Genomic DNA, 21,346 nt, shown 5'->3' on the forward strand with positions numbered 1-21,346 from the left:
GCTCGACCGCGGGGGAAGTCCGCAGCACCCCGCGACACCGGAAACCCCCGTCATCAGGATGCCGTCCGGCTCGTGGGACAGAGTGACGGCCCAGGTCGCGGCCCGGCTACCCTGGCCGGGTGCGCCTTCCGCCGAAGACGCAAAGCCGACAGCCGTCGCATCCCAGGGAGTACATCCATGGCCTCGTCGCCGACCCCTTCCGCCGACAGCCGGAACCGATCCGCAGCCCTCCGTGAGGCGCTCGCCACCCGCGTGGTGGTGGCCGACGGTGCCATGGGCACCATGCTCCAGGCCCAGGACCCCACGCTCGCGGACTTCGAGAACCTCGAAGGCTGCAACGAGATCCTGAACCTCACCCGGCCGGACATCGTGCGCTCCGTGCACGAGGCGTACTTCGCCGTCGGCGTCGACTGCGTCGAGACCAACACCTTCGGTGCCAACACGGCGGCGCTCGGCGAGTACGACATTCCCGAGCGGGTCCACGAACTGTCCGAGTCCGGCGCGCGCATCGCCCGCGAGGTCGCCGACGCGTACACCGCCTCCACCGGCGAGCAGCGCTGGGTCCTCGGCTCCATGGGCCCCGGCACCAAGCTGCCCACCCTCGGCCACATCGCGTACGCCACCGTCCGCGACGGCTTCCAGGCGAACGCCGAGGGCCTGATCGCCGGCGGCGCCGACGCGCTGATCGTGGAGACGACGCAGGACCTCCTCCAGACCAAGGCCGCCGTCCTCGGCGCCCGCCGCGCCCTCGACGCCCTCGGCAGCGACCTCCCGCTGCTGTGCTCCCTGGCCTTCGAGACGACCGGCACCATGCTCCTGGGCTCCGAGATCGGCGCGGCCCTGACCGCCCTGGAACCCCTCGGCATCGACATGATCGGCCTGAACTGCTCGACCGGCCCGGCCGAGATGAGCGAGCACCTGCGCTACCTGACCCGGCACTCCCGCATCCCGCTGCTCTGCATGCCCAACGCCGGACTGCCGGTCCTCACCAAGGACGGCGCGCACTTCCCGCTCGACGCCGAGGGGCTGGCCGACGCGCAGGAGACCTTCGTCCAGGAGTACGGCCTCTCGCTGGTCGGCGGCTGCTGCGGCACGACCCCGGAGCACCTGCGCCAGGTGGTCGAGCGCGTACGGGGCACGGTCCCGGGCGCCCGGAACCCGCGCCCGGAGCCCGGTGCCGCCTCGCTCTACCAGACCATTCCGTTCCGCCAGGACACGGCGTACCTGGCGATCGGTGAGCGTACGAACGCCAACGGGTCGAAGAAGTTCCGGGAGGCCATGCTCGAAGGCCGCTGGGACGACTGCGTCGAGATGGCCCGCGACCAGATCCGCGAGGGCGCGCACATGCTCGACCTGTGCGTGGACTACGTGGGCCGCGACGGGGTCACCGACATGGACGAGCTGGCCGGCCGGTTCGCCACCGCCTCCACCCTGCCGATCGTGCTGGACTCCACGGAGCTGCCCGTGCTCCGGGCGGGCCTGGAGAAGCTGGGCGGCCGCGCGGTCCTCAACTCGGTCAACTACGAGGACGGGGACGGCCCCGAGTCGCGCTTCGCGAAGGTCACCCAGCTGGCCGCGGAGCACGGGGCCGCGCTGATCGCGCTGACCATCGACGAGGAGGGCCAGGCCCGTACCGTCGAGCACAAGGTGGCCATCGCCGAGCGTCTGATCGCGGACCTGACGGGCACCTGGGGCATCCATGAGTCGGACATTCTCATCGACACCCTGACGTTCACCATCTGCACGGGTCAGGAGGAGTCCCGCAAGGACGGGATCGCCACTATCGGGGCGATTCGCGAGCTGAAGAAGCGCCACCCGGACGTGCAGACGACGCTCGGCCTGTCGAACATCTCGTTCGGCCTGAACCCGGCCGCCCGTGTGGTGCTGAACTCGGTCTTCCTGGACGAGTGCGTGAAGGCGGGTCTGGATTCGGCGATCGTGCACGCGTCGAAGATCCTTCCGATCGCGCGGCTTGAGGAGGAGCAGGTCAAGGTCGCGCTCGACCTGATCCACGACCGGCGTGCCGAGGGCTACGACCCCCTTCAGAGGCTCATGGAGCTCTTCGAGGGCGTCAACATGAAGTCGATGAAGGAGGGCAGGGCCGAGGAGCTGGCCGCCCTGCCGCTGGACGAGCGCCTCAAGCGCCGCATCATCGACGGCGAGAAGAACGGCCTGGAGGATGATCTCGCCGAGGCGCTGAAGGACACGCCCGCGCTCGACATCGTCAACAACACCCTCCTGGAGGGCATGAAGGTCGTCGGCGAGCTCTTCGGCTCCGGCCAGATGCAACTGCCGTTCGTCCTCCAGTCCGCCGAGGTCATGAAGAGCGCGGTCGCCTACCTCGAACCGCACATGGAGAAGTCGGACGCCGAGGGCAAGGGCACGATCGTGCTGGCCACCGTCCGCGGCGACGTCCACGACATCGGCAAGAACCTGGTCGACATCATCCTCTCCAACAACGGGTTCAACGTCGTCAACATCGGCATCAAGCAGCCCGTCTCCGCGATCCTGGAGGCCGCCGAGGAGCACAAGGCGGACGTCATCGGGATGTCCGGCCTCCTCGTCAAGTCCACGGTGATCATGAAGGAGAACCTGGAGGAGCTGAACCAGCGCAAGCTGGCCGCCGACTACCCGGTCATCCTCGGCGGCGCCGCCCTCACCCGCGCCTACGTCGAGCAGGACCTCCACGAGATCTACGAGGGCGAGGTGCGCTACGCGCGCGACGCCTTCGAGGGCCTGCGCCTCATGGACGCGCTGATCGCCGTCAAGCGCGGCGTCCCCGGCGCCACCCTGCCCGAGCTGAAGCAGCGCCGCGTCCCCAAGCGCGACACCGCCGTCCTGGAAGTGAACGAGCCGGAGGAGGGCGTCCGCTCCGACGTCTCCGTCACCAACCCGGTCCCCGCCCCGCCGTTCTGGGGCAGCCGGGTCGTCAAGGGCATCCAGCTCAAGGAGTACGCCTCCTGGCTGGACGAGGGCGCCCTCTTCAAGGGGCAGTGGGGCCTGAAGCAGGCGAGGGCCGGTGACGGACCCACGTACGAGGAACTCGCCGAGAGCGAGGGTCGCCCGCGGCTGCGCGGCCTCCTCGACCGGCTCCAGACGGACAACCTGCTCGAAGCGGCCGTCGTCTACGGGTACTACCCCTGCGTCTCCAAGGGCGACGACCTGATCCTGCTCCACGAGGACGGCTCCGAGCGCACCCGCTTCACCTTCCCGCGCCAGCGCCGCGGCCGCCGCCTGTGCCTGGCGGACTTCTTCCGGCCCGAGGAGTCCGGCGAGACGGACGTCATCGGCCTCCAGGTCGTCACCGTCGGTTCAAAGATCGGCGGCGAGACCGCCAAGCTCTTCGAGGCCAACGCCTACCGCGACTACCTGGAGCTGCACGGCCTCTCCGTCCAGCTCGCCGAGGCCCTGGCCGAGTACTGGCACGCCCGGGTCCGCTCGGAGCTCGGCTTCGCGGGGGAGGACCCGGCGGAGGTCGAGGACATGTTCGCCCTGAAGTACCGGGGCGCGCGCTTCTCGCTCGGTTACGGCGCCTGCCCGGACCTGGAGGACCGCGCCAAGATCGCGGACCTGCTCCAGCCGGAGCGGATCGGCGTCCACCTCTCCGAGGAGTTCCAGCTGCACCCCGAGCAGTCGACCGACGCGATCGTCATCCACCACCCCGAGGCGAAGTACTTCAACGCGCGGTAAGACTCCGTTCGACGCGTCGTAGCCGATCACGTCGTAGACTGGTCGGTCCAGCGCAGGCCGGTCGCCCATCCTCCGGGACGGGTGGCCGGCCTTCTCGTCCCTCATGGAAGGTGTGCCGGATGACCAGTACGGTTCCCGCGTCCCTGACCCGCACGGCGGAGGGCGCTGCCCTTCAGGCCGTCTTTCTCGACATGGACGGCACCCTGGTCGACACCGAGGGCTTCTGGTGGGACGTCGAGGTCGAGGTCTTCGCCGGCCTCGGCCACCGGCTGGACGAGGCGTGGCGCGACGTGGTCGTCGGGGGGCCCATGTCCCGCAGTACCGGCTACCTCATCGAGGCGACCGGCGCGGACATCACCCTCGAAGAGGCCGCCGTACTGCTCAACGACCGGTTCGAGAAGCGCATCGGCAACGGGGTGCCGCTGATGCCCGGCGCCGCCCGCCTCCTCGCCGAACTGCGCCGGCACGAGATCCCCACCGCCCTCGTCTCCGCCTCGCACCGCCGCATCATCGACCGGGTCCTGGACTCGGTGGGCCACCACCACTTCGCGCTCACCGTCGCCGGCGACGAGGTCACCCGCACCAAGCCGCACCCCGAGCCCTACCTCACCGCCGCGCGCGGCTTCGGCGCCGACCCCCGGCTGTGCGCCGTCATCGAGGACACCGCGACCGGGGTGGCCGCCGCCGAGGCCGCCGGCTGCCGGGTGGTCGCCGTGCCGTCGGTCTCCCCGATCGCGCCCGCCGAGGGCCGGGTGGTCGTGGGATCGCTGGAAGAAGTGAATCTCACATTCCTCCGGAGCCTCATCAACTGAATGCGCCGGTGCGGGCACCGAGAGTATTCCTGTGAATGAAGGGAAAAGCTCCCGCGGTGGCCGTGCGAAAGAATTCCGCGCACAACCCCCGTCCGGTATTCCGGAACGGGCCCGCTAATGTATTTCTCCCTGAACCGATGAGGGAGAACGGCCAACCATGAAACGCAAGACCCTGGTGCTGCCGGCCGTCGCGGGCATTCTGGCGCCCGTGCTCGCCGGCTGCGGTACGGCGGGCGGCGGCACCACCGGGAGCGGCACCGGCTCCGTCGTCGTCGGCACCACGGACCGGATCGCCGCATCCGCCGGCGCCCGCGCCCCGCTCGACCCGGCCGTCGGCTACGAGGCGGGCGTCTGGAACGTCCTGCGGCAGACCGTGCAGACCCTCATGGCCACCCCGCGCGGCGGCGGCCCCCCGGTCCCCGAAGCGGCCGAGAGCTGCGCCTTCACCGACCGGGAGAGCGAGAGCTACCGCTGCCGGCTGCGCGCCGGGCTCACCTTCGCCGACGGCACCCCCGTCACCGCCGACGACGTCAAGTACTCCCTCGACCGGGTGCGGCGCATCAAGTCCGCGAACGGGCCGGCCGCCCTCCTCGACAACATCGACACCGTCGAGACCAGCGGCACCCGCGAGGTCGTCTTCCACCTCAAGACGCCCGACGCCACCTTCCCGTACAAGCTCGCCACCCCGCCTGCCGGAATCGTCCCGCGCGATGAGTACCCCGCGAATTCCGCCCGCAGCGGATTCCAGGTGGACGGCTCGGGGCCGTACACCATGAAACCCGAAGTGAAATCCGGGCGGGTTGTGAAAATCTCCTTCACCAGGAATCCCCATTACCGGGGGAGCTACGAGGTGCGGAGCGGATCCGTCGAACTCGATCTCTTTCCCGACGCCACCGCCATGGGCAAGGCGTTCGACGCCGAGAAGATCGACATGATGGCGCGCACCCTCTCCACCGGGCAGGCCCAGCGCATGCTGGCCAAGCCCGAGGACGGCGTCCGGCTCACCGAGATGCCCGGACTCGCCATCAGCTACCTCGGCTTCGACACCGAGGAACCCGCCCTCCGGAACAAGGCCGTCCGCCAGGCCATCGCCCAGGTGGTCGACCGGGGCAGGATCGCGAGCGAGGTCTACGGCACCACCGTCGAACCGCTGTACTCACTCATCCCGAGCGGGATCACCGCCCACGACAACGCGTTCTACAGCACCTATGGCGAACCCAGCGCCGCCAAGGCCGCCACCCTTCTCAAGAAGGCCGGGATCCGCACCCCGGTGCGCTTCACGCTGCACTACACCGACGACCACTACGGCCGGGACACCGCCACCGAGTTCCAGGCGCTGAAGAAGCAGCTCAACGACACCGGGCTCTTCGACATCACCGTCGAGGGCGCCCCGTGGAGCCGCTACCGCCCCGCCGAACTCCGCGGCGACTACGCCGCCTACGGCATGGGCTGGTTCCCCGACTTCCCGGACCCCGACAACTACACGGCGCCCTTCCTCGGCCCGGACAACTTCCTCGGCTCGCCCTACACCTCCACCGAGGCCCGCGAGCTCATCGCGCACTCCCGCCGGCAGGCCGACCGGGGCGCCGCCGCGCCCGCCTTCGAACGGCTCCAGGACATCGTCGCCCGGGACGTGCCCGTCCTCCCGCTCTGGCAGGGCAAGCAGTACGTCGCCTCCCGCGAGGACCTGAGCGGCGTCGAATGGGCGGTCGACTCGGGCGCCGACCTCCACCTCTGGGAACTGGGACGGGGCACGGACTGAGCACCCCGCCGCGCCCCGGTGTCACTGCGCGCCGGGGCGCACCAGGCCGCTCTCGTAGGCGTACACCGCGGCCTGGACCCGGTCGCGCAGGCCCAGCTTCGTCAGCACATGGCCCACATGGGTCTTCACCGTCGTCTCGCTGACGAACAGGTCGGCGGCGATCTCCGCGTTCGACAGGCCGCGCGCCACCAGCTTCAGCACCTCGACCTCGCGGTCCGTCAGCGTGTGCAGCGTGTCCGGCACGGGCTCCTCGCCCGACGGCAGATGGTCCGCGTACTTGTCGAGCAGCCGGCGCGTCACGCTCGGGGCGAGCATCGCCTCACCGCCCGCCACCACCCGGATCGCCTGCACCAGCTCATCGGCCGGCGCGTCCTTCAGCAGGAAGCCGCTCGCCCCGGCCCGCAGCGCCTCCACCACGTACTCGTCCAGATCGAACGTGGTCAGCACCAGCACCTTCGCCGGACCGTCCCGGCCCGGACCGGTGATCTGCCGGGTCGCCTCGACCCCGTCCATCCGCGGCATCCGGATGTCCATCAGCACCACATCGGGCTGGAGCGCGCGCACCTGGTCGAGAGCCTGGAGGCCGTCACCGGCCTCGCCCACCACCGCCAGATCGCCCTCGGCCTCCAGAATCATCCGGAAGCCCGTGCGCAGCAGCGGTTGGTCATCGACCAGAAGGACGCGGATAGCCACCAGATCTCCTCAATGCCCGTCGTGGGCCACAGGCCGGCCGGCCTCGGCCCGGACCGGCTCCATTCTGCCCTGGTCATCCTCCGCCGGACCCGCCGGGCGGACCGTCAGCGGATAGACCGGGGGAGTCCCCCCGAATTCCGGACAGAGCGCCTGGTGGTCGCACCAGCCGCACAGCTTCGTCGGACGCGGCCGCCACTCACCCGTCCGCGTCGCCAGCGAGATCGCCTCCCACAGCGCCAGCAGCTTGCGCTCCACCCGCTCCAGGTCCGCCACCACCGGGTCGTACGTCAGCACGTCACCGCTGCCCAGATAGACCAGCTGGAGCCGGCGCGGCACCACGCCCTTCAACCGCCAGATCACCAGGGCGTAGAACTTCATCTGGAACAGCGCACCCTCCGCGTACTCCGGACGCGGCGCCTTCCCCGTCTTGTAGTCCACGATCCGGACGTCACCCGTCGGCGCCACGTCGATACGGTCGATCACCCCGCGCAGCCGCAGCCCCGACTCCAGCTCCGTCTCCACGAACAGCTCGCGCTCCGCCGGCTCCAGACGCGTCGGGTCCTCCAGCGAGAACCAGCGCTCCACCAGCTGCTCCGCCTGACCCAGCCACCGCGCCAGCCGCTCGCCCCCCGCGTCCTCCGCGAAGAGCTCCCCCAGCTCCGGCTTCGACTCCAGCAGCCGGTCCCACTGCCCCGGGACCAGCGCCGTCGCCCTGCCGGGTGTGCGCTCCACCGCCGGGTTGTCGAACAGCCGCTCAAGCACCGCATGGACCAGCGTCCCGCGGGTAGCCGCCTCGCTGGGCTTCTGCGGCAGCTTGTCGATGACGCGGAAGCGGTACAGCAGGGGGCACTGCATGAAATCGCTCGCCCGCGACGGGGAGAGCGAGGAAGGCGGCTGCGGCACCGGCCGGGACGGCGGCGGAACGGAGGTCATGCGAAGACCCTACGACCCGCCACTGACACCAACCGGCATACCATCGACCACAGACCCTCGAACACCGCATCATCGTGCCGAAAGGCACCGAACCGAAGGGACCTCGTGGACGAGAGCGGCGACGGCCGGCAGCCGCAGCCCGGACCGACCGGCACCGGCCCCGGCGGCGGCCCCGGCAAGGACGCGCCCCCGCGCCGGGACGAGCCCGGGGGCGGCATCCTCATGGGCCGCCCCTTCGGCGTACCCGTCTACGTCGCCCCCAGCTGGTTCCTGGTGGCGGCCCTGATCACCTGGGTCTTCGGCGGCCAGCTCGACCGGGTGCTGCCCGAGCTCGGCGCCGCCCGCTACCTCGTCGCGCTCTTCTTCGCGATCGCCTTCTACGCCTCCGTCCTCGTCCACGAACTGGCCCACACGGTCGCGGCCCTGCGCTACAAGCTCCCCGTCCGGCGTATCCAGCTCCAGTTCTTCGGCGGCGTCTCGGAGATCGAGAAGGAGTCCGAGACCCCCGGCCGCGAATTCGTCCTCGCCTTCGTCGGCCCGCTGCTCTCGCTCGTCCTCGGCGGGCTCTTCTACGTGCCCCTGCGCTTCGTGGAACGCGGCACCGTCCCCGCCGTCCTGCTCGGCGGGCTGATGATCTCCAACCTCATCGTCGCCGCCTTCAACCTGCTGCCCGGCCTCCCGCTCGACGGCGGCCGCATGCTCAGGGCCGTCGTCTGGAAGATCACCGGCAAGCCGATGAGCGGCACCGTCGCCGCCGCCTGGGTCGGCCGCGCCCTCGCCGTCGGCACCCTCGTCGGCCTCCCCCTCCTCACCCGCAGCGGCTCCCTGGGCAACGACGCGGGCGAGATCAGCGGCATGGACACGGTCACGGACGCCCTGCTCGCCGCGATCCTCGCCGCCATCATCTGGACCGGCGCCGGCAACAGCCTGCGCATGGCCCGGCTCCGCGAGCACCTGCCCGGCCTGCGCGCCCGCAGCCTCACCCGCCGCGCCGTCCCCGTCGAGGCCGCCACCCCGCTCTCCGAGGCGCTGCGCCGGGCCAACGAGGCCGGTGCCCGCGCCCTCGTCGTCGTGGACGGCACCGGTGCGCCCAAGGGCCTCGTCCGGGAGACGTCCATCGTCGCCGTCCCCGAGCACCGCCGCCCCTGGGTCGCCGTCAGCGGCCTCGCCCAGGACCTCACCGACGGCATGAAGGTCCCCGCCGAACTCGCCGGCGAAGCCCTCCTGGACCGCCTCAAGGCCACCCCCGCCACCGAGTACCTCGTGGTGGAGGAGACCGGCGAGATCTACGGCGTCCTCTCCACCGCCGACGTGGAGCGCGCCTTCGTCGCCGCCATGGCCCGCCCCGCCGCCTGACGCCACCCCCGTCCCCGTACATCCGTACGGGTGGCGGTCGGCGGCCCGCGAAACACCGGTACGCTGGTCACATGTCTGAACCGACCGGTGCCGCCCGCCGACGCGGGCCCTTCAAGGTCGGGGACCAGGTCCAGCTCACCGATCCCAAGGGACGCCACCACACCTTCACGCTCGAAGCCGGAAAGAACTTCCACACCCACAAGGGTTCTTTCCCGCACGACGAGCTGATCGGTGCCCCCGAGGGCAGTGTGGTCCGTACCACGGGAAACGTCGCCTACCTCGCGCTGCGCCCCCTGCTCCCCGACTACGTCCTGTCCATGCCCCGCGGCGCCGCCGTGGTCTACCCGAAGGACGCGGGCCAGATCCTCGCCTTCGGCGACATCTTCCCCGGCGCACGCGTCGTGGAAGCGGGCGTCGGCTCGGGCGCGCTCTCCACCTTCCTGCTCCGCGCCATCGGCGAACAGGGCATGCTGCACTCGTACGAGCGCCGCGAGGACTTCGCCGAGATCGCCCAGCAGAACGTCGAGCGCTACTTCGGCAGCCCGCACCCCGCCTGGCAGCTCACGGTCGGCGACCTCCAGGACAACCTCACGGACACCGACGTGGACCGCGTCGTGCTGGACATGCTGGCGCCCTGGGAGTGCCTGGACGCCGTCTCCAAGGCGCTCGTCCCCGGCGGCATCCTCTGCGCGTACGTCGCCACCACCACCCAGCTCTCCCGGACGGTCGAGTCCATCCGTGAGATCGGCTGCTTCGCCGAGCCGCAGCCCTGGGAGTCGATGATCCGCAACTGGCATGTGGAGGGCCTGGCCGTGCGCCCGGACCACCGCATGATCGGGCACACCGGCTTCCTCGTCACCGCCCGCCGGCTCGCCGACGGCGTCGAGGCCCCGGCCCGCCGTCGCCGCCCCTCCAAGGGCTCCTACGGCGAGGACTACGACGGCCCGGGCGGCCGGAGCGCACCCTCCCGCGACTGACCTCGCGGCAACGCACCGGCGCCGCCGCCGAGTTCCCGGACCGACCCGGGGACCCGGCGGCGGCGCCTTCTCCGTATGCGGCACGTCATCCTTGCGCACCCCACCGTTCCGCTGCCGTGTGAGGTGTGGCACGATGCTGGCCACCCCCGTACCGCCGACGCCGACGGCCGCACCACAGGAACCACAGGAGACAGCCCGCGTGCAGACCTCCGCGCTCCCGGACCTCGCGCACACCGACACCAGGCCCATGCACTGGCTCGCCACCGCGGCGGCCATGGCCGCCGTCATCGCGGCAGCCGGTCTGCTCCAGCCCGACAGCAGCGCCTCGGCCTCCACCCGGCACCGCACCACGGCCCAGCAGCAGCACGAGGAAGCGGCCGTCGCCCCGGATCCGGCCAAGGCGGACTTCCCGCTGGACTGCGGCGACGTCGGCGACACCGTCGCCAAGCAGGCCCCCGGCGACCTCGACGGGGACGGCAAGCCCGAGACCGTCGCGGTGGTCCACTGCGCGGCCGGATCGGGCACCCCGCCCAGCGGCGTCTACGTCCTCACACAGGCGAGCGGGGCCGCGCCCAGGATCGTCGCGACCCTGGTGGACCCCGCCCAGCAGCTGACCATCGGCGACTTCACGGTCCGCGACGGCGTCATCTCCGCCACGCTCCTCGGCTACTCCTCGTCGTCGGTGCCCTCGTGCTGCCCCGACCAGCAGGAAAAAGTCACCTGGAAGTGGCAGAACGGCGCCTTCACGCGGAACAGCGATACGGCCGGGAGCACCGGCGCCGGAGTCTGACCCCGGCCCGGCACCGCCACCCGGAGCCCCGGACGGTCAGGCCGCCTCGGGCCCGTAGACCTCGACCCTGTCCGAAACGCGACGCACGTGGATGCAGTCGCCCGGGCACTCCTTGGCCGAATCCACGATGTCCTGGAGCAGCGGCAGCGGCACCGGCGTCGTCGCGCCCTTGTCCTGCAGCAGCTCGTCGTCGTCGCTCTTCACATACGCCAGACCATCGATGTCCAGCTCGAACACCTCGGGCGCGTATTGCACGCAGATGCCGTCCCCCGTGCACAGGTCCTGGTCGATCCAGACCTCCAGGTCCTGCGCCTCGCCACCGGTGGGAGAGTCCTGCCGCACGGTCATGTCGCCTGCCGTTTCCTGCGTAGCCGGACCGGGAAAGAGCCAGCCCTGACGGGTGTTGAACGCTTTGACGATACAACCGGCCGCTTTCCGATGTTGAACGGTGGGTATCCACCTGGGACGGGGGAGAGCGCAAGGGTGAAGATCGGACACACCTCACAGTCTTTGTGATCTAGGGGTTTCAATCACCACCCACGCAGGTAGGGTCAGGAAGCGTCCAGCTCCCCTTGGAGGAGGTGAGGACCGTGGCAGCCCACGACGACGACATCAACCGCGGCATCCGGCCCGGGCGGGGGTCCGACGACCCAGCCGGCCAGGTCGCCTATCTTGAGCAGGAAATCGCCGTCCTGCGACGTAAGCTCGCCGACTCTCCGCGGCATACGAGGATTCTCGAAGAGCGGATCGTCGAATTGCAGACCAACCTCGCAGGCGTGTCCGCCCAGAATGAGCGGCTCGCCGGCACACTCCGCGAGGCCCGCGACCAGATCGTGGCCCTCAAGGAGGAAGTCGACCGGCTCGCACAGCCGCCGGCCGGCTTCGGGGTTTTCCTGCAGACGAACGAGGACGGCACCTGCGACATCTTCACCGGGGGCCGCAAGCTCCGGGTGAACGTCAGCCCCAGCGTCGCACTCGAAGACCTCAGGCGCGGCCAGGAGGTCATGCTCAACGAAGCGCTCAATGTGGTCGACGCCATGGAATTCGAGCGTGCCGGGGACATCGTCACCCTCAAGGAAATCCTTGAGGACGGCGAACGCGCCCTGGTGATCGGGCACACCGACGAGGAAAGGGTGGTGAGGCTCGCCGAGCCGCTGCTGGACATCACCATCCGCCCCGGCGACGCCCTGCTGCTCGAACCCCGGTCCGGCTACGTCTACGAAGTCGTGCCCAAGAGCGAGGTCGAAGAACTCGTCCTCGAAGAAGTGCCCGACATCGACTACAACAAGATCGGCGGCCTGGGCGACCAGATCGAGCTGATCCGCGACGCGGTCGAGCTTCCCTATCTCCACCCCGACCTCTTCAAGGAGCACGAGCTCCGCCCGCCGAAGGGCATCCTGCTCTACGGTCCGCCCGGCTGCGGCAAGACGCTCATCGCCAAGGCCGTCGCCAACTCCCTGGCGAAAAAGGTCGCCGAAGTCACCGGACAGCCCGCCGGCAAGAGCTACTTCCTCAACATCAAGGGCCCCGAACTCCTCAACAAGTACGTCGGCGAGACCGAGCGCCACATCCGCCTGGTCTTCCAGCGTGCCCGCGAGAAGGCGAGCGAGGGCACCCCCGTCATCGTCTTCTTCGACGAGATGGAGTCGCTCTTCCGCACCCGTGGATCGGGCGTCAGCTCGGACGTGGAGAACACCATCGTCCCGCAGCTGCTCGCCGAGATCGACGGCGTGGAGGGCCTGGAGAACGTCATCGTCATCGGCGCCTCCAACCGAGAGGACATGATCGACCCGGCGATCCTGCGCCCGGGACGGCTCGACGTCAAGATCAAGATCGAGCGCCCCGACGCGGAGGCCGCGAAGGACATCTTCGCGAAGTACCTCACGCCTTCGCTGCCCCTGCACGCGGACGACCTGGCCGAGCACACCGGCTCGAAGGAAGCCGCCGCGCACGCCATGATCCAGTCGGTCGTCGAGCGGATGTACACCGAGTCCGAGGAGAACCGCTTCCTCGAAGTCACGTACGCCAACGGCGACAAGGAAGTCCTGTACTTCAAGGACTTCAACTCCGGCGCGATGATCCAGAACATCGTGGACCGGGCCAAGAAGATGGCCATCAAGGCGTTCCTCGACCACGGCCAGAAGGGCCTTCGCGTCTCCCACCTCCTCCAGGCTTGCGTGGACGAGTTCAAGGAGAACGAGGACCTGCCGAACACCACCAACCCGGACGACTGGGCCCGTATCTCCGGCAAGAAGGGCGAGCGGATCGTCTTCATCCGCACGCTCGTCACCGGAAAGCAGGGCGCGGACACCGGCCGCTCCATCGACACGGTGGCCAACACCGGTCAGTACCTGTAGAAGGCGTACCGGCTGCGGATGCCCGGCCGGGCATCCGCAGCCGGTTGCTTTCCGGCCAGCCGTGGGCGACACCGCGGCAATGACGGCGCAATTGATCTCCCCACCGGCACGCGGGCGTTCTAGGCTCAGGCGTACCGCCCGTTCGCGCAGCGCGGGACGGGCAGACCGCGCACGCACCGAACAAGCAGCGGTACTTGAGCGCCGCCCCCGCAAGGGAGCGCCGCCGGGCAAGGAGGGCCGCATGACCGTACGGCGAGTAATGGGCATCGAGACGGAGTACGGGATCTCCGTCCCCGGACACCCCAACGCCAATGCCATGCTCACCTCGTCCCAGATCGTCAACGCCTACGCGGCGGCGATGCACCGGGCGCGCCGCGCCCGCTGGGACTTCGAGGAGGAGAATCCGCTGCGGGACGCGCGAGGCTTCGACCTCGCCCGCGAGACCGCCGACTCCAGCCAGCTCACGGACGAGGACATCGGCCTGGCCAATGTCATCCTCACCAACGGGGCCCGGCTCTACGTCGACCACGCGCACCCCGAGTACAGCTCCCCGGAGATCACCAACCCCAGGGACGCGGTCCTGTGGGACAAGGCCGGCGAGCGGATCATGGCCGAGGCGGCCGAGCGCGCGGCGCAGCTCCCCGGCGCCCAGCCGATCCACCTCTACAAGAACAACACCGACAACAAGGGCGCCTCCTACGGGACGCACGAGAACTACCTGATGAAGCGGGAGACCCCGTTCTCGGACATCGTGCGCCACCTGACGCCGTTCTTCGTCTCGCGGCAGGTGGTCACCGGCGCCGGACGGGTCGGGATCGGCCAGGACGGCGGTGAGCACGGCTTCCAGCTCAGCCAGCGCGCCGACTACTTCGAGGTCGAGGTCGGCCTGGAGACCACGCTCAAGCGCCCCATCATCAACACCCGCGACGAGCCGCACTCGGACGCCGAGAAGTACCGTCGGCTCCATGTGATCATCGGCGACGCGAACCTCTCCGAGATCTCGACGTATCTGAAGCTCGGCACCACCTCGCTCGTCCTGTCCATGATCGAGGACGGCTTCATCAACGTCGACCTGGCCATCGACCAGCCGGTGCGCACCCTGCACCACGTCTCCCACGACCCCGGGCTCCAGCAGCTGATCACGCTGCGCAGCGGCCGGACACTCACCGCGGTGCAGCTCCAGATGGAGTACTTCGAGCTGGGCCGCAAATACGTCGAGGACCGGTACGGCTCGGACGCCGACGAGCAGACCAAGGACATCCTGAGCCGGTGGGAGGACACCCTGAACCGGCTGGAGAACGACCCGATGAGCCTGGCCGGTGAGCTGGACTGGGTGGCGAAGCGGCAGCTCATGGAGGGCTACCGGCGCCGTGACGGCCTGGACTGGGACGCCGCCCGGCTGCATCTGGTGGACCTCCAGTACGCGGACGTACGGCAGGACAAGGGGCTGTACAACCGCCTGGTGGCCCGCGGCCGGATGAAACGGCTCCTGGACGAGCGCGAGGTCGAGGAGGCCCGTACGGCGCCGCCCGAGGACACCAGGGCGTACTTCCGCGGCCGCTGCCTCGAACAGTACGCGGACGACGTGGCCGCGGCCTCCTGGGACTCGGTGATCTTCGACCTGCCGGGCCAGGACTCCCTCCAGCGGGTGCCCACGATGGAGCCGCTGCGGGGCACCCGGGAGCACGTGAAATCCCTCCTGGACCGGTGCCGCACGGCGCAGGAGCTGGTCGACGTCCTCTCGGGCCGCTGAAAGCGCCTGAAAGGGCTCCCGGCTGGGAATCATTCCGATGACCTCCGGACGTTGAGACAAGTACCGGGCCAATGTCGGACCCCATGGGTAGGGTCTGATCAAGTGCTTCGAACCGAGCGGGGTGAGCTAGATGGCGACCAAGGACACCGGCGGCGGACAGCAGAAGGCGACGCGCTCCACGGAGGAGGTCGAGGAGCAGGCGCAGGACGCGCAGGCTGCCGAGGACCTCAAGGCACGCCAGGAGAAGCTGAGCGACGACGTGGACGACGTCCTGGACGAGATCGACGACGTACTCGAGTCGAATGCCGAGGACTTCGTCAGGTCATTCGTACAAAAGGGCGGCGAGTAACCGGCGCCGCGCCGGAGGCCGGCGGCGGGTGTGCGGCACGGGCGGACCGCCCGTGCCGCACACCGCGGGCACGGACCGCGCTCCCCGTCCGATTGCCTGCATCTTCTATGTGGATCACCGCCACAGGGCGGGTAGGGTCCGGGGCGTAACGTGCGTCAACTGCAATGCGGCGCAGGGCCATCGCATACCTGGAGGGAAACGCGTGGAAGCCAACACTCGTAGCACCGGGCGTCTGCCGGCTGCCTTCCTGACGCCGGGATCGTCCTCCTTCATGGACTTCCTGTCCGACCAGGCGCCGGAGATGCTGCCGGGCCACCGGCAGGCGCCGCCCATGAAGGGCGCCATCGAGGCGCCGCACGGCACGACGATCGTGGCGGCGGCCTTCCCCGGCGGTGTCGTCCTGGCCGGTGACCGGCGGGCGACCATGGGCAACATGATCGCGCAGCGCGACATCGAGAAGGTCTTCCCGGCCGACGAGTACTCGGCGGTGGGCATCGCCGGTACGGCGGGTCTCGCCGTGGAGATGGTCAAGCTCTTCCAACTGGAGCTGGAGCACTTCGAGAAGGTGGAGGGCGCCCAGCTCTCCCTGGAGGGCAAGGCCAACCGGCTCTCCACGATGATCCGGAGCAACCTGGCGATGGCCATGCAGGGCCTCGCCGTCGTCCCGCTCTTCGCCGGTTACGACATCGACCGCGAGCGCGGACGCATCTTCAGCTACGACGTCACCGGCGGGCGCTCCGAGGAGCACGTCGGCTACGCGTCCACCGGTTCCGGCTCGATCTTCGCCCGGGGCTCGATGAAGAAGCTCTACCGCGAGGACCTCACGGAGGAGGAGACGCTCACGCTGGTCGTGCAGGCGCTGTACGACGCGGCGGACGACGACTCGGCGACGGGCGGCCCGGACGTGGGCCGGCGTATCTATCCGATCGTCACCGTCATCACGGACGAGGGTTTCCGGAAGCTGACCGACGCGGAATCCGCCGGGATCGCCCGCTCGATTCTGGAACGCCGCCTGGAGCAGCCCGACGGCCCGCGCGCCGCGCTGCTCTGAGCACGCGTTCGTATCCAGCCTTCTTCGATGCTCCCGCCACTGACAGAAAGGGACGGATAGCCGGTGTCGACGCCGTTCTATGTCTCACCTCAGCAGGCCATGGCCGACCGGGCGGAATACGCCCGGAAGGGTATTGCCCGCGGTCGCAGCCTGGTTGTGCTGCAGTACGCCGACGGAATTGTGTTCGTCGGCGAGAACCCGTCCCGTGCGCTGCACAAGTTCAGCGAGATCTACGACCGGATCGGTTTCGCCGCCGCCGGCAAGTACAACGAGTACGAGAACCTCCGCATCGGCGGAGTCCGTTATGCCGATCTGCGCGGTTACACCTATGACCGCGACGATGTGACGGCCCGTGGACTGGCGAACGTCTACGCGCAGACGCTCGGCACCATTTTCTCCAGCGCGGCCGAGAAGCCGTACGAGGTGGAGCTCGTGGTCGCCGAGGTGGGCACCGAGCCCGAGGGCGACCAGATCTACCGGCTGCCGCACGACGGCTCGATCGTGGACGAGCACGGCTCGGTCGCGGTCGGCGGCAACGCGGAGCAGATCAGCACCTTCCTGGACCAGCGTCACCGCGACGGGATGTCCCTCGCCGAGGCGCTGAAGCTGGCCGTGCAGGCACTGTCCCGCGAGGCCAACGGCAACGAGCGGGAGATCCCCGCCGACCGGCTGGAGGTCGCGGTCCTGGACCGCACGCGGCCGCAGCAGCGCAAGTTCAAGCGGATCGTCGGCCGGCAGCTGGCCCGGCTCCTCGAAGCGGAGGCCGACGCGTCGACCCCGACCGACGCCCCGTCCGACGCGGAGGACGGCGAGTCCACGGACAGCCCGACGGCCACGACGGACCCGAAGAGCACCGACACGACGGATTCCGGCGGCGACGTGGAGTAGCGGCTCCCGAACCGCCGAGCCCCGGCCCGCCTCAGGCGGACCGGGGCTCCGTCATGCCGGCGGCGGGGCGGTGGAGCCCCGGACCACCAGCCGCACCGGCAGGCTGCCCGGCTCGGCGGCCCGCCCGTCCAGGACCGCCAGCAGGGCGGCCATCCCGCGCTCGCCGACCTGCACGGCGGGCAGCCGGACCGTGGTCAGCTCCGGCTCCACCGCCGTGGCCAGGGCCAGGTCGTCGAAGCCGGTGACCGAGACGTCGTCCGGCACCCGCAGCCCGAACCGGCGGGCCGCCTTGCACGCCCCCGCCGCCAGGATGTCGTCGTCGCAGACGATCGCGGTCGGCCGGGGCCCGGGCAGCCCGAGCGTGTGTTCCGCCGCGTCCCGCCCCGCCCGTACGTCCAGCGCGGCGGTCACCGTGCGGATCTCGGTGCCGGGGGTCCGGCGCAGCTCCTCGCGCAGGGCGTCCGCCCGGCAGGCGAAGGTCCAGGTGTCGACGGCCGAGGCGAGGTGGAGGAAGCGCCGGTGGCCGAGGGCGAGCAGATGGCGGGCCACCTGGCGCATCCCGTCGGCGATGTCCAGGTTGACCCGGGCGGCGGGCCCGGGCGCCGAGGGGTCGCTGTCCAGCATCACGAGGGGGACGTCCGCGCCGTGCAGGGCGTCGAGGGCGTCGGCGGCCATGGAGGAGGCGATGACCCCGTCCAGCGCGGCCCGGGCCGACGGGAACGGGTCGCGGGCCGGTCCGGTGCCGTCGGGGGAGGGGTAGAGGACGACCCCGAAGCCGTGCTCGGCGGCGACGGCGGCGGCCCCGGTGTACACCCGGGCGAAGAACTCGTTGGTGAGGGCCGGGACGACCAGGAGCGCCGTCCGGGTCCGGCCGAGGCGCAGATTGCGGGCGGCGAGATTCGGCCGGTAGCCCAGGCCGCGGGCGGCGTCCCGGACCCGGCCGGCGGTGGACTCGGAGACCCGGCCCCGCCATTTGTCGCCGAGCACCAGCGAGACGGTGGCCTGGGAGACGCCGGCGGCCCGCGCCACGTCACGGCTGGTGGGCCGGGGCGGGCCGGGTGGTGCGGGGCTGGTCACGCGGGCCTCCGGGCCGTTCGGTTCAGGCCCGTGAGGTGGACCTGCGGACGGGCTCATGGTACGTATGAACCCGGAAGTTATACGTAAAACCTCGCAGGCCCGCACAGGCACCCGAGGGAGAGGGGCGGGACATGGCCGCGGGATATCTGGACATCCTCCGGGCGCGGCACGCCGCCAGGCTGCTGACGGGCACCCTGGTGGGACGGCTGCCGAACGGCACGGCGAGCATCGCGATCGTGCTGTTCGTCCGGGCCGAGGGCGGCAGCTACAGCATCGCGGGCGTGCTCGCGGCGGTGTACGGGCTGGCCACGGCGGTCGGACAGCCGCTGCTCGGCCGGGCGGTGGACCTGTACGGGCAGCCGCGCGTCCAGTTGCCCGCCGCCGTCGTATCCGCGCTCGGCATGGCCGTCCTCGCCCTCGCGGGCACCGGCTCGCTGCCGCTCGCCTACGCGGCGGTGGCGGTGGCCGGTCTCTTCACGCCCCCGTTGGAGGGCGGCCTGCGGGCGCTGTGGCCGAACGTCCTGGGCGGTGAGGAGCGGGTGCACCGCGCCTACGCCATGGACGCCGTCGCCCAGGAGGTCATGTTCACCGCGGGGCCGCTGCTCGTGACGCTCCTGGTCGCCCTCTGGTCGCCCGCCACGGCGCTGCTGGTCATCAACGCGATCGGGGTGCTCGGCGCCCTGTCGGTGGTGCTCTCGGAGCCCTCGCGGGCCTGGCGCTCCGCCCCGCGCGAGGCGCACTGGCTGGGCGCGCTGCGCTCGCCCGGGCTGCTGGCGCTGCTCGGCTCGTTCTTCTTCGTGGGCCTGGCGCTGGGCTCGATCACCGTGGCCGCGATGGCGTACGCCGACGACCAGGGCCGGGAGTCGGTGTACGGCTGGCTGATGGCCGCGCTCGGCCTCGGCGCCCTGCTCGGCGGGGTGGTGTACGGGGCGCGGCAGTGGGCGGGGGCTCCGGAGCGGCGGCTGCGGGTCATCGTGGCGCTGCTCGCGGTGGGCTACCTGCCGCTGGTGCTGACGCCGGGCCCGGTCGCGATGACCGTACTGGCGGCCCTCTCCGGGATGTTCCTCGCGCCGGCCGTCGCGTGCTCGTTCATCGTGGTCGACCGGCACGCGCCGCGGGGGACGGTGACGGAGGCGTTCTCGTGGCTCGTGACGACCTTCGGGGTGGGCGCGGCCGCGGGGACGGCGGTGGCCGGCCCGGCCGTCGAACTGGGCGGGACGGCGTGGAGCTTCGCGGTCGCGGGGGCCGGTGGAGTGGCGGCGCTGCTGGTGTTGCTGGCCACCGGATCGGTGCTCGCGGCTCCCGCCCGTACCGCCGTAACGGTGCGAGGGTCGGAAAATGATCGAAACGGTGCCGTCGAACCCGGTTTCAGCTCGGGCCATCAGGCGTAATGTTCAGTCATGGACCGCCGCATTTTCGGGCTGGAGAACGAGTACGGCGTCACGTGCACGTTCAGGGGACAGCGCCGACTGTCTCCTGATGAAGTGGCGCGCTACCTCTTCCGCCGTGTTGTGTCATGGGGCCGCAGCAGCAATGTCTTTCTGCGGAACGGCGCCCGCCTCTACCTCGACGTGGGATCGCATCCGGAATATGCAACCCCCGAATGCGACAACCTGACCGAACTCGTCACCCACGACAAGGCCGGCGAGCGCATTCTCGAGGGCCTGCTCGTCGACGCCGAACGCCGCCTGCATGAGGAGGGAATCGCCGGCGACGTCTATCTCTTCAAGAACAACACCGACTCCGCGGGAAACTCCTACGGCTGCCACGAGAACTACCTCGTGGCCCGGCACGGGGAATTCTCCCGCCTCGCGGACATCCTCATTCCCTTCCTCGTCACCAGGCAGCTGATCTGCGGCGCCGGCAAGGTGCTCCAGACCCCCCGGGGCGCGGTCTACTGCGTCAGCCAGCGTGCCGAGCACATCTGGGAGGGCGTCAGCTCCGCGACGACGCGCTCCCGCCCGATCATCAACACCCGCGACGAACCGCACGCGGACGCGGAGCGCTACCGCCGCCTCCACGTCATCGTCGGGGACTCCAACATGTCCGAGACGACCATGCTGCTCAAGGTCGGCGCGACCGACCTGGTGCTCCGCATGATCGAGGCGGGCACGGTGATGCGCGACCTGACCCTGGAGAACCCGATCCGGGCGATCCGAGAGGTCAGCCACGACACCACCGGGCAGCGCAAGGTCCGCCTCGCCAGTGGCCGGGAGGCGTCGGCCATAGAGGTGCAGCGCGAGTACTACGAGAAGGCCGTGGACTTCGTGGACCGCCGCGGCATCCGCACGGGCAACGTCGAGCGCGTCCTCGAACTGTGGGGCCGCACGCTCGACGCGATCGAGGCCGAGGACCTCGACCGGATCGACACCGAGATCGACTGGGTCATGAAGTACAAGCTCATCGAGCGCTACCGGGCCAAGCACAACATGACCATGTCGAATCCGCGGGTCGCGCAGATAGACCTCGCCTACCACGACATCCACCGCCGGCGGGGGCTGTACTACCTGCTGGAGCGCAAGGGGCAGGCCGCCCGCATCTGCAACGACCTGAAGATCTTCGAGGGCAAGTCGGTGCCCCCGCAGACGACCAGGGCGCGGCTGCGCGGGGACTTCATCCGGCGGGCCCAGGAACAGCGGCGGGACTTCACCGTCGACTGGGTCCACCTCAAGCTCAACGACCAGGCGCAGCGCACGGTGCTGTGCAAGGACCCGTTCCGCTCGGTGGACGATCGGGTGGAGAAGCTGATCGCGGGTATGTGAGGCGCAGGACACGCTCCGGCGCCGGTGCGACTCGGGCCCCGTACGTTCCTCGTACGGGGCCCTTCGCACGGCCTAGAGTGGCGGGGTCCCGGGTCC

The 21,346-nt window shown here is 70.3% G+C and carries 17 protein-coding genes and 1 pseudogene; 14 read left to right on the forward strand and 4 right to left on the reverse strand.

Annotation, left to right across the window (positions count from 1 at the left end):
• Positions 1-177: 177 nt before the first annotated feature.
• The 3 genes from metH (at position 178) to OG867_RS26775 (ending at position 6,264) form a co-directional block, all read left to right on the forward strand.
• On the forward strand, positions 178-3,690 hold the full coding sequence (gene metH, locus OG867_RS26765; protein WP_328899382.1) for a methionine synthase: 3,513 nt from the start codon (positions 178-180) through the stop codon (positions 3,688-3,690).
• 119 nt (positions 3,691-3,809) lie between these two features.
• Entirely contained in the window at positions 3,810-4,502 is a 693-nt protein-coding gene (locus tag OG867_RS26770) for an HAD family phosphatase (protein WP_018103732.1), read from the forward strand.
• Between the two features lie 157 nt (positions 4,503-4,659).
• Positions 4,660-6,264 (forward strand): ABC transporter substrate-binding protein, encoded by a 1,605-nt coding sequence (locus OG867_RS26775; protein ID WP_406289126.1) that lies wholly within the window; start codon positions 4,660-4,662, stop codon positions 6,262-6,264.
• A 21-nt stretch (positions 6,265-6,285) separates the two neighbouring features.
• Here OG867_RS26775 and OG867_RS26780 read toward each other — a convergent pair whose 3' ends face one another.
• Positions 6,286-6,957, reverse strand: a complete 672-nt coding sequence (locus OG867_RS26780; protein ID WP_018103734.1) for a response regulator transcription factor — start codon at positions 6,955-6,957, stop codon at positions 6,286-6,288.
• Positions 6,958-6,966: 9 nt separating this feature from the next.
• Positions 6,967-7,812 (reverse strand): RecB family exonuclease, encoded by an 846-nt coding sequence (locus OG867_RS26785; protein WP_406291183.1) that lies wholly within the window; start codon positions 7,810-7,812, stop codon positions 6,967-6,969.
• Between the two features lie 183 nt (positions 7,813-7,995).
• On the opposite strand from OG867_RS26785, the gene OG867_RS26790 reads away from it, so the two are divergent.
• From OG867_RS26790 to OG867_RS26800, 3 genes are all read left to right on the forward strand, one after another.
• Positions 7,996-9,246, forward strand: coding sequence for a site-2 protease family protein (locus OG867_RS26790; protein WP_406289129.1), 1,251 nt, complete (start codon positions 7,996-7,998; stop codon positions 9,244-9,246).
• Between the two features lie 71 nt (positions 9,247-9,317).
• Positions 9,318-10,223 (forward strand): tRNA (adenine-N1)-methyltransferase, encoded by a 906-nt coding sequence (locus tag OG867_RS26795; protein ID WP_328899379.1) that lies wholly within the window; start codon positions 9,318-9,320, stop codon positions 10,221-10,223.
• A gap of 199 nt (positions 10,224-10,422) precedes the next feature.
• A complete protein-coding gene (locus OG867_RS26800) occupies positions 10,423-11,013 on the forward strand; it encodes a hypothetical protein (protein ID WP_406289131.1) in 591 nt (196 codons plus the stop codon).
• 36 nt (positions 11,014-11,049) lie between these two features.
• Here OG867_RS26800 and OG867_RS26805 read toward each other — a convergent pair whose 3' ends face one another.
• Positions 11,050-11,361, reverse strand: a complete 312-nt coding sequence (locus OG867_RS26805; RefSeq protein ID WP_328899377.1) for a ferredoxin — start codon at positions 11,359-11,361, stop codon at positions 11,050-11,052.
• Between the two features lie 242 nt (positions 11,362-11,603).
• Between OG867_RS26805 and arc the strand changes: the two genes are divergently transcribed.
• The 6 genes and pseudogenes from arc to prcA all read left to right on the forward strand — a co-directional run bounded on the left by arc (position 11,604) and on the right by prcA (position 17,411).
• A complete protein-coding gene (gene arc / locus OG867_RS26810; protein WP_328899376.1) occupies positions 11,604-13,370 on the forward strand; it encodes a proteasome ATPase in 1,767 nt (588 codons plus the stop codon).
• 241 nt (positions 13,371-13,611) lie between these two features.
• Positions 13,612-15,123: a depupylase/deamidase Dop gene (gene dop, locus OG867_RS26815; RefSeq protein WP_406289134.1), complete on the forward strand. Its 1,512-nt coding sequence runs from the start codon at positions 13,612-13,614 to the stop codon at positions 15,121-15,123.
• A 130-nt stretch (positions 15,124-15,253) separates the two neighbouring features.
• Entirely contained in the window at positions 15,254-15,472 is a 219-nt protein-coding gene (locus tag OG867_RS26820; RefSeq protein WP_406289137.1) for a ubiquitin-like protein Pup, read from the forward strand.
• 106 nt (positions 15,473-15,578) lie between these two features.
• A pseudogene (locus OG867_RS26825) lies at positions 15,579-15,723 on the forward strand (endonuclease domain-containing protein); the annotation flags it as partial.
• Positions 15,675-16,523, forward strand: coding sequence for a proteasome subunit beta (prcB, locus tag OG867_RS26830; protein WP_328899373.1), 849 nt, complete (start codon positions 15,675-15,677; stop codon positions 16,521-16,523). The pseudogene OG867_RS26825 and the gene prcB, both read left to right, overlap by 49 nt.
• Positions 16,524-16,586: 63 nt before the next feature.
• Positions 16,587-17,411 (forward strand): proteasome subunit alpha, encoded by an 825-nt coding sequence (prcA, locus tag OG867_RS26835; protein WP_406289140.1) that lies wholly within the window; start codon positions 16,587-16,589, stop codon positions 17,409-17,411.
• Between the two features lie 51 nt (positions 17,412-17,462).
• Here the strand turns inward: prcA and OG867_RS26840 are convergent, their stop codons facing one another.
• Positions 17,463-18,488, reverse strand: coding sequence for a LacI family DNA-binding transcriptional regulator (locus OG867_RS26840; RefSeq protein ID WP_406289143.1), 1,026 nt, complete (start codon positions 18,486-18,488; stop codon positions 17,463-17,465).
• A gap of 131 nt (positions 18,489-18,619) precedes the next feature.
• On the opposite strand from OG867_RS26840, the gene OG867_RS26845 reads away from it, so the two are divergent.
• Complete coding sequence (locus tag OG867_RS26845; RefSeq protein WP_406289146.1) at positions 18,620-19,879, forward strand: MFS transporter; 1,260 nt, start codon at positions 18,620-18,622, stop codon at positions 19,877-19,879.
• Between the two features lie 9 nt (positions 19,880-19,888).
• Positions 19,889-21,250, forward strand: coding sequence for a Pup--protein ligase (gene pafA / locus OG867_RS26850; protein ID WP_026171599.1), 1,362 nt, complete (start codon positions 19,889-19,891; stop codon positions 21,248-21,250).
• Positions 21,251-21,346 lie beyond the last annotated feature (96 nt).

The organism is Streptomyces sp. NBC_00209 (genome assembly GCF_045206345.1).
Lineage (GTDB): Bacteria > Actinomycetota > Actinomycetes > Streptomycetales > Streptomycetaceae > Streptomyces.

Excerpts from the sequence above, each read along its gene's own strand:
- OG867_RS26820 (WP_406289137.1), top strand. The coding sequence starts at position 15,254 with ATGGCGACCAAGGACACCGGCGGCGGACAGCAGAAGGCGACGCGCTCC.
- OG867_RS26795 (WP_328899379.1), top strand. The coding sequence starts at position 9,318 with ATGTCTGAACCGACCGGTGCCGCCCGCCGACGCGGGCCCTTCAAGGTC.
- dop (WP_406289134.1), top strand. The coding sequence starts at position 13,612 with ATGACCGTACGGCGAGTAATGGGCATCGAGACGGAGTACGGGATCTCC.
- OG867_RS26775 (WP_406289126.1), top strand. The coding sequence starts at position 4,660 with ATGAAACGCAAGACCCTGGTGCTGCCGGCCGTCGCGGGCATTCTGGCG.
- OG867_RS26785 (WP_406291183.1), bottom strand. The coding sequence starts at position 7,812 with ATGCAGTGCCCCCTGCTGTACCGCTTCCGCGTCATCGACAAGCTGCCG.
- OG867_RS26845 (WP_406289146.1), top strand. The coding sequence starts at position 18,620 with ATGGCCGCGGGATATCTGGACATCCTCCGGGCGCGGCACGCCGCCAGG.
- metH (WP_328899382.1), top strand. The coding sequence starts at position 178 with ATGGCCTCGTCGCCGACCCCTTCCGCCGACAGCCGGAACCGATCCGCA.
- OG867_RS26805 (WP_328899377.1), bottom strand. The coding sequence starts at position 11,361 with ATGACCGTGCGGCAGGACTCTCCCACCGGTGGCGAGGCGCAGGACCTG.
- pafA (WP_026171599.1), top strand. The coding sequence starts at position 19,889 with ATGGACCGCCGCATTTTCGGGCTGGAGAACGAGTACGGCGTCACGTGC.
- OG867_RS26770 (WP_018103732.1), top strand. The coding sequence starts at position 3,810 with ATGACCAGTACGGTTCCCGCGTCCCTGACCCGCACGGCGGAGGGCGCT.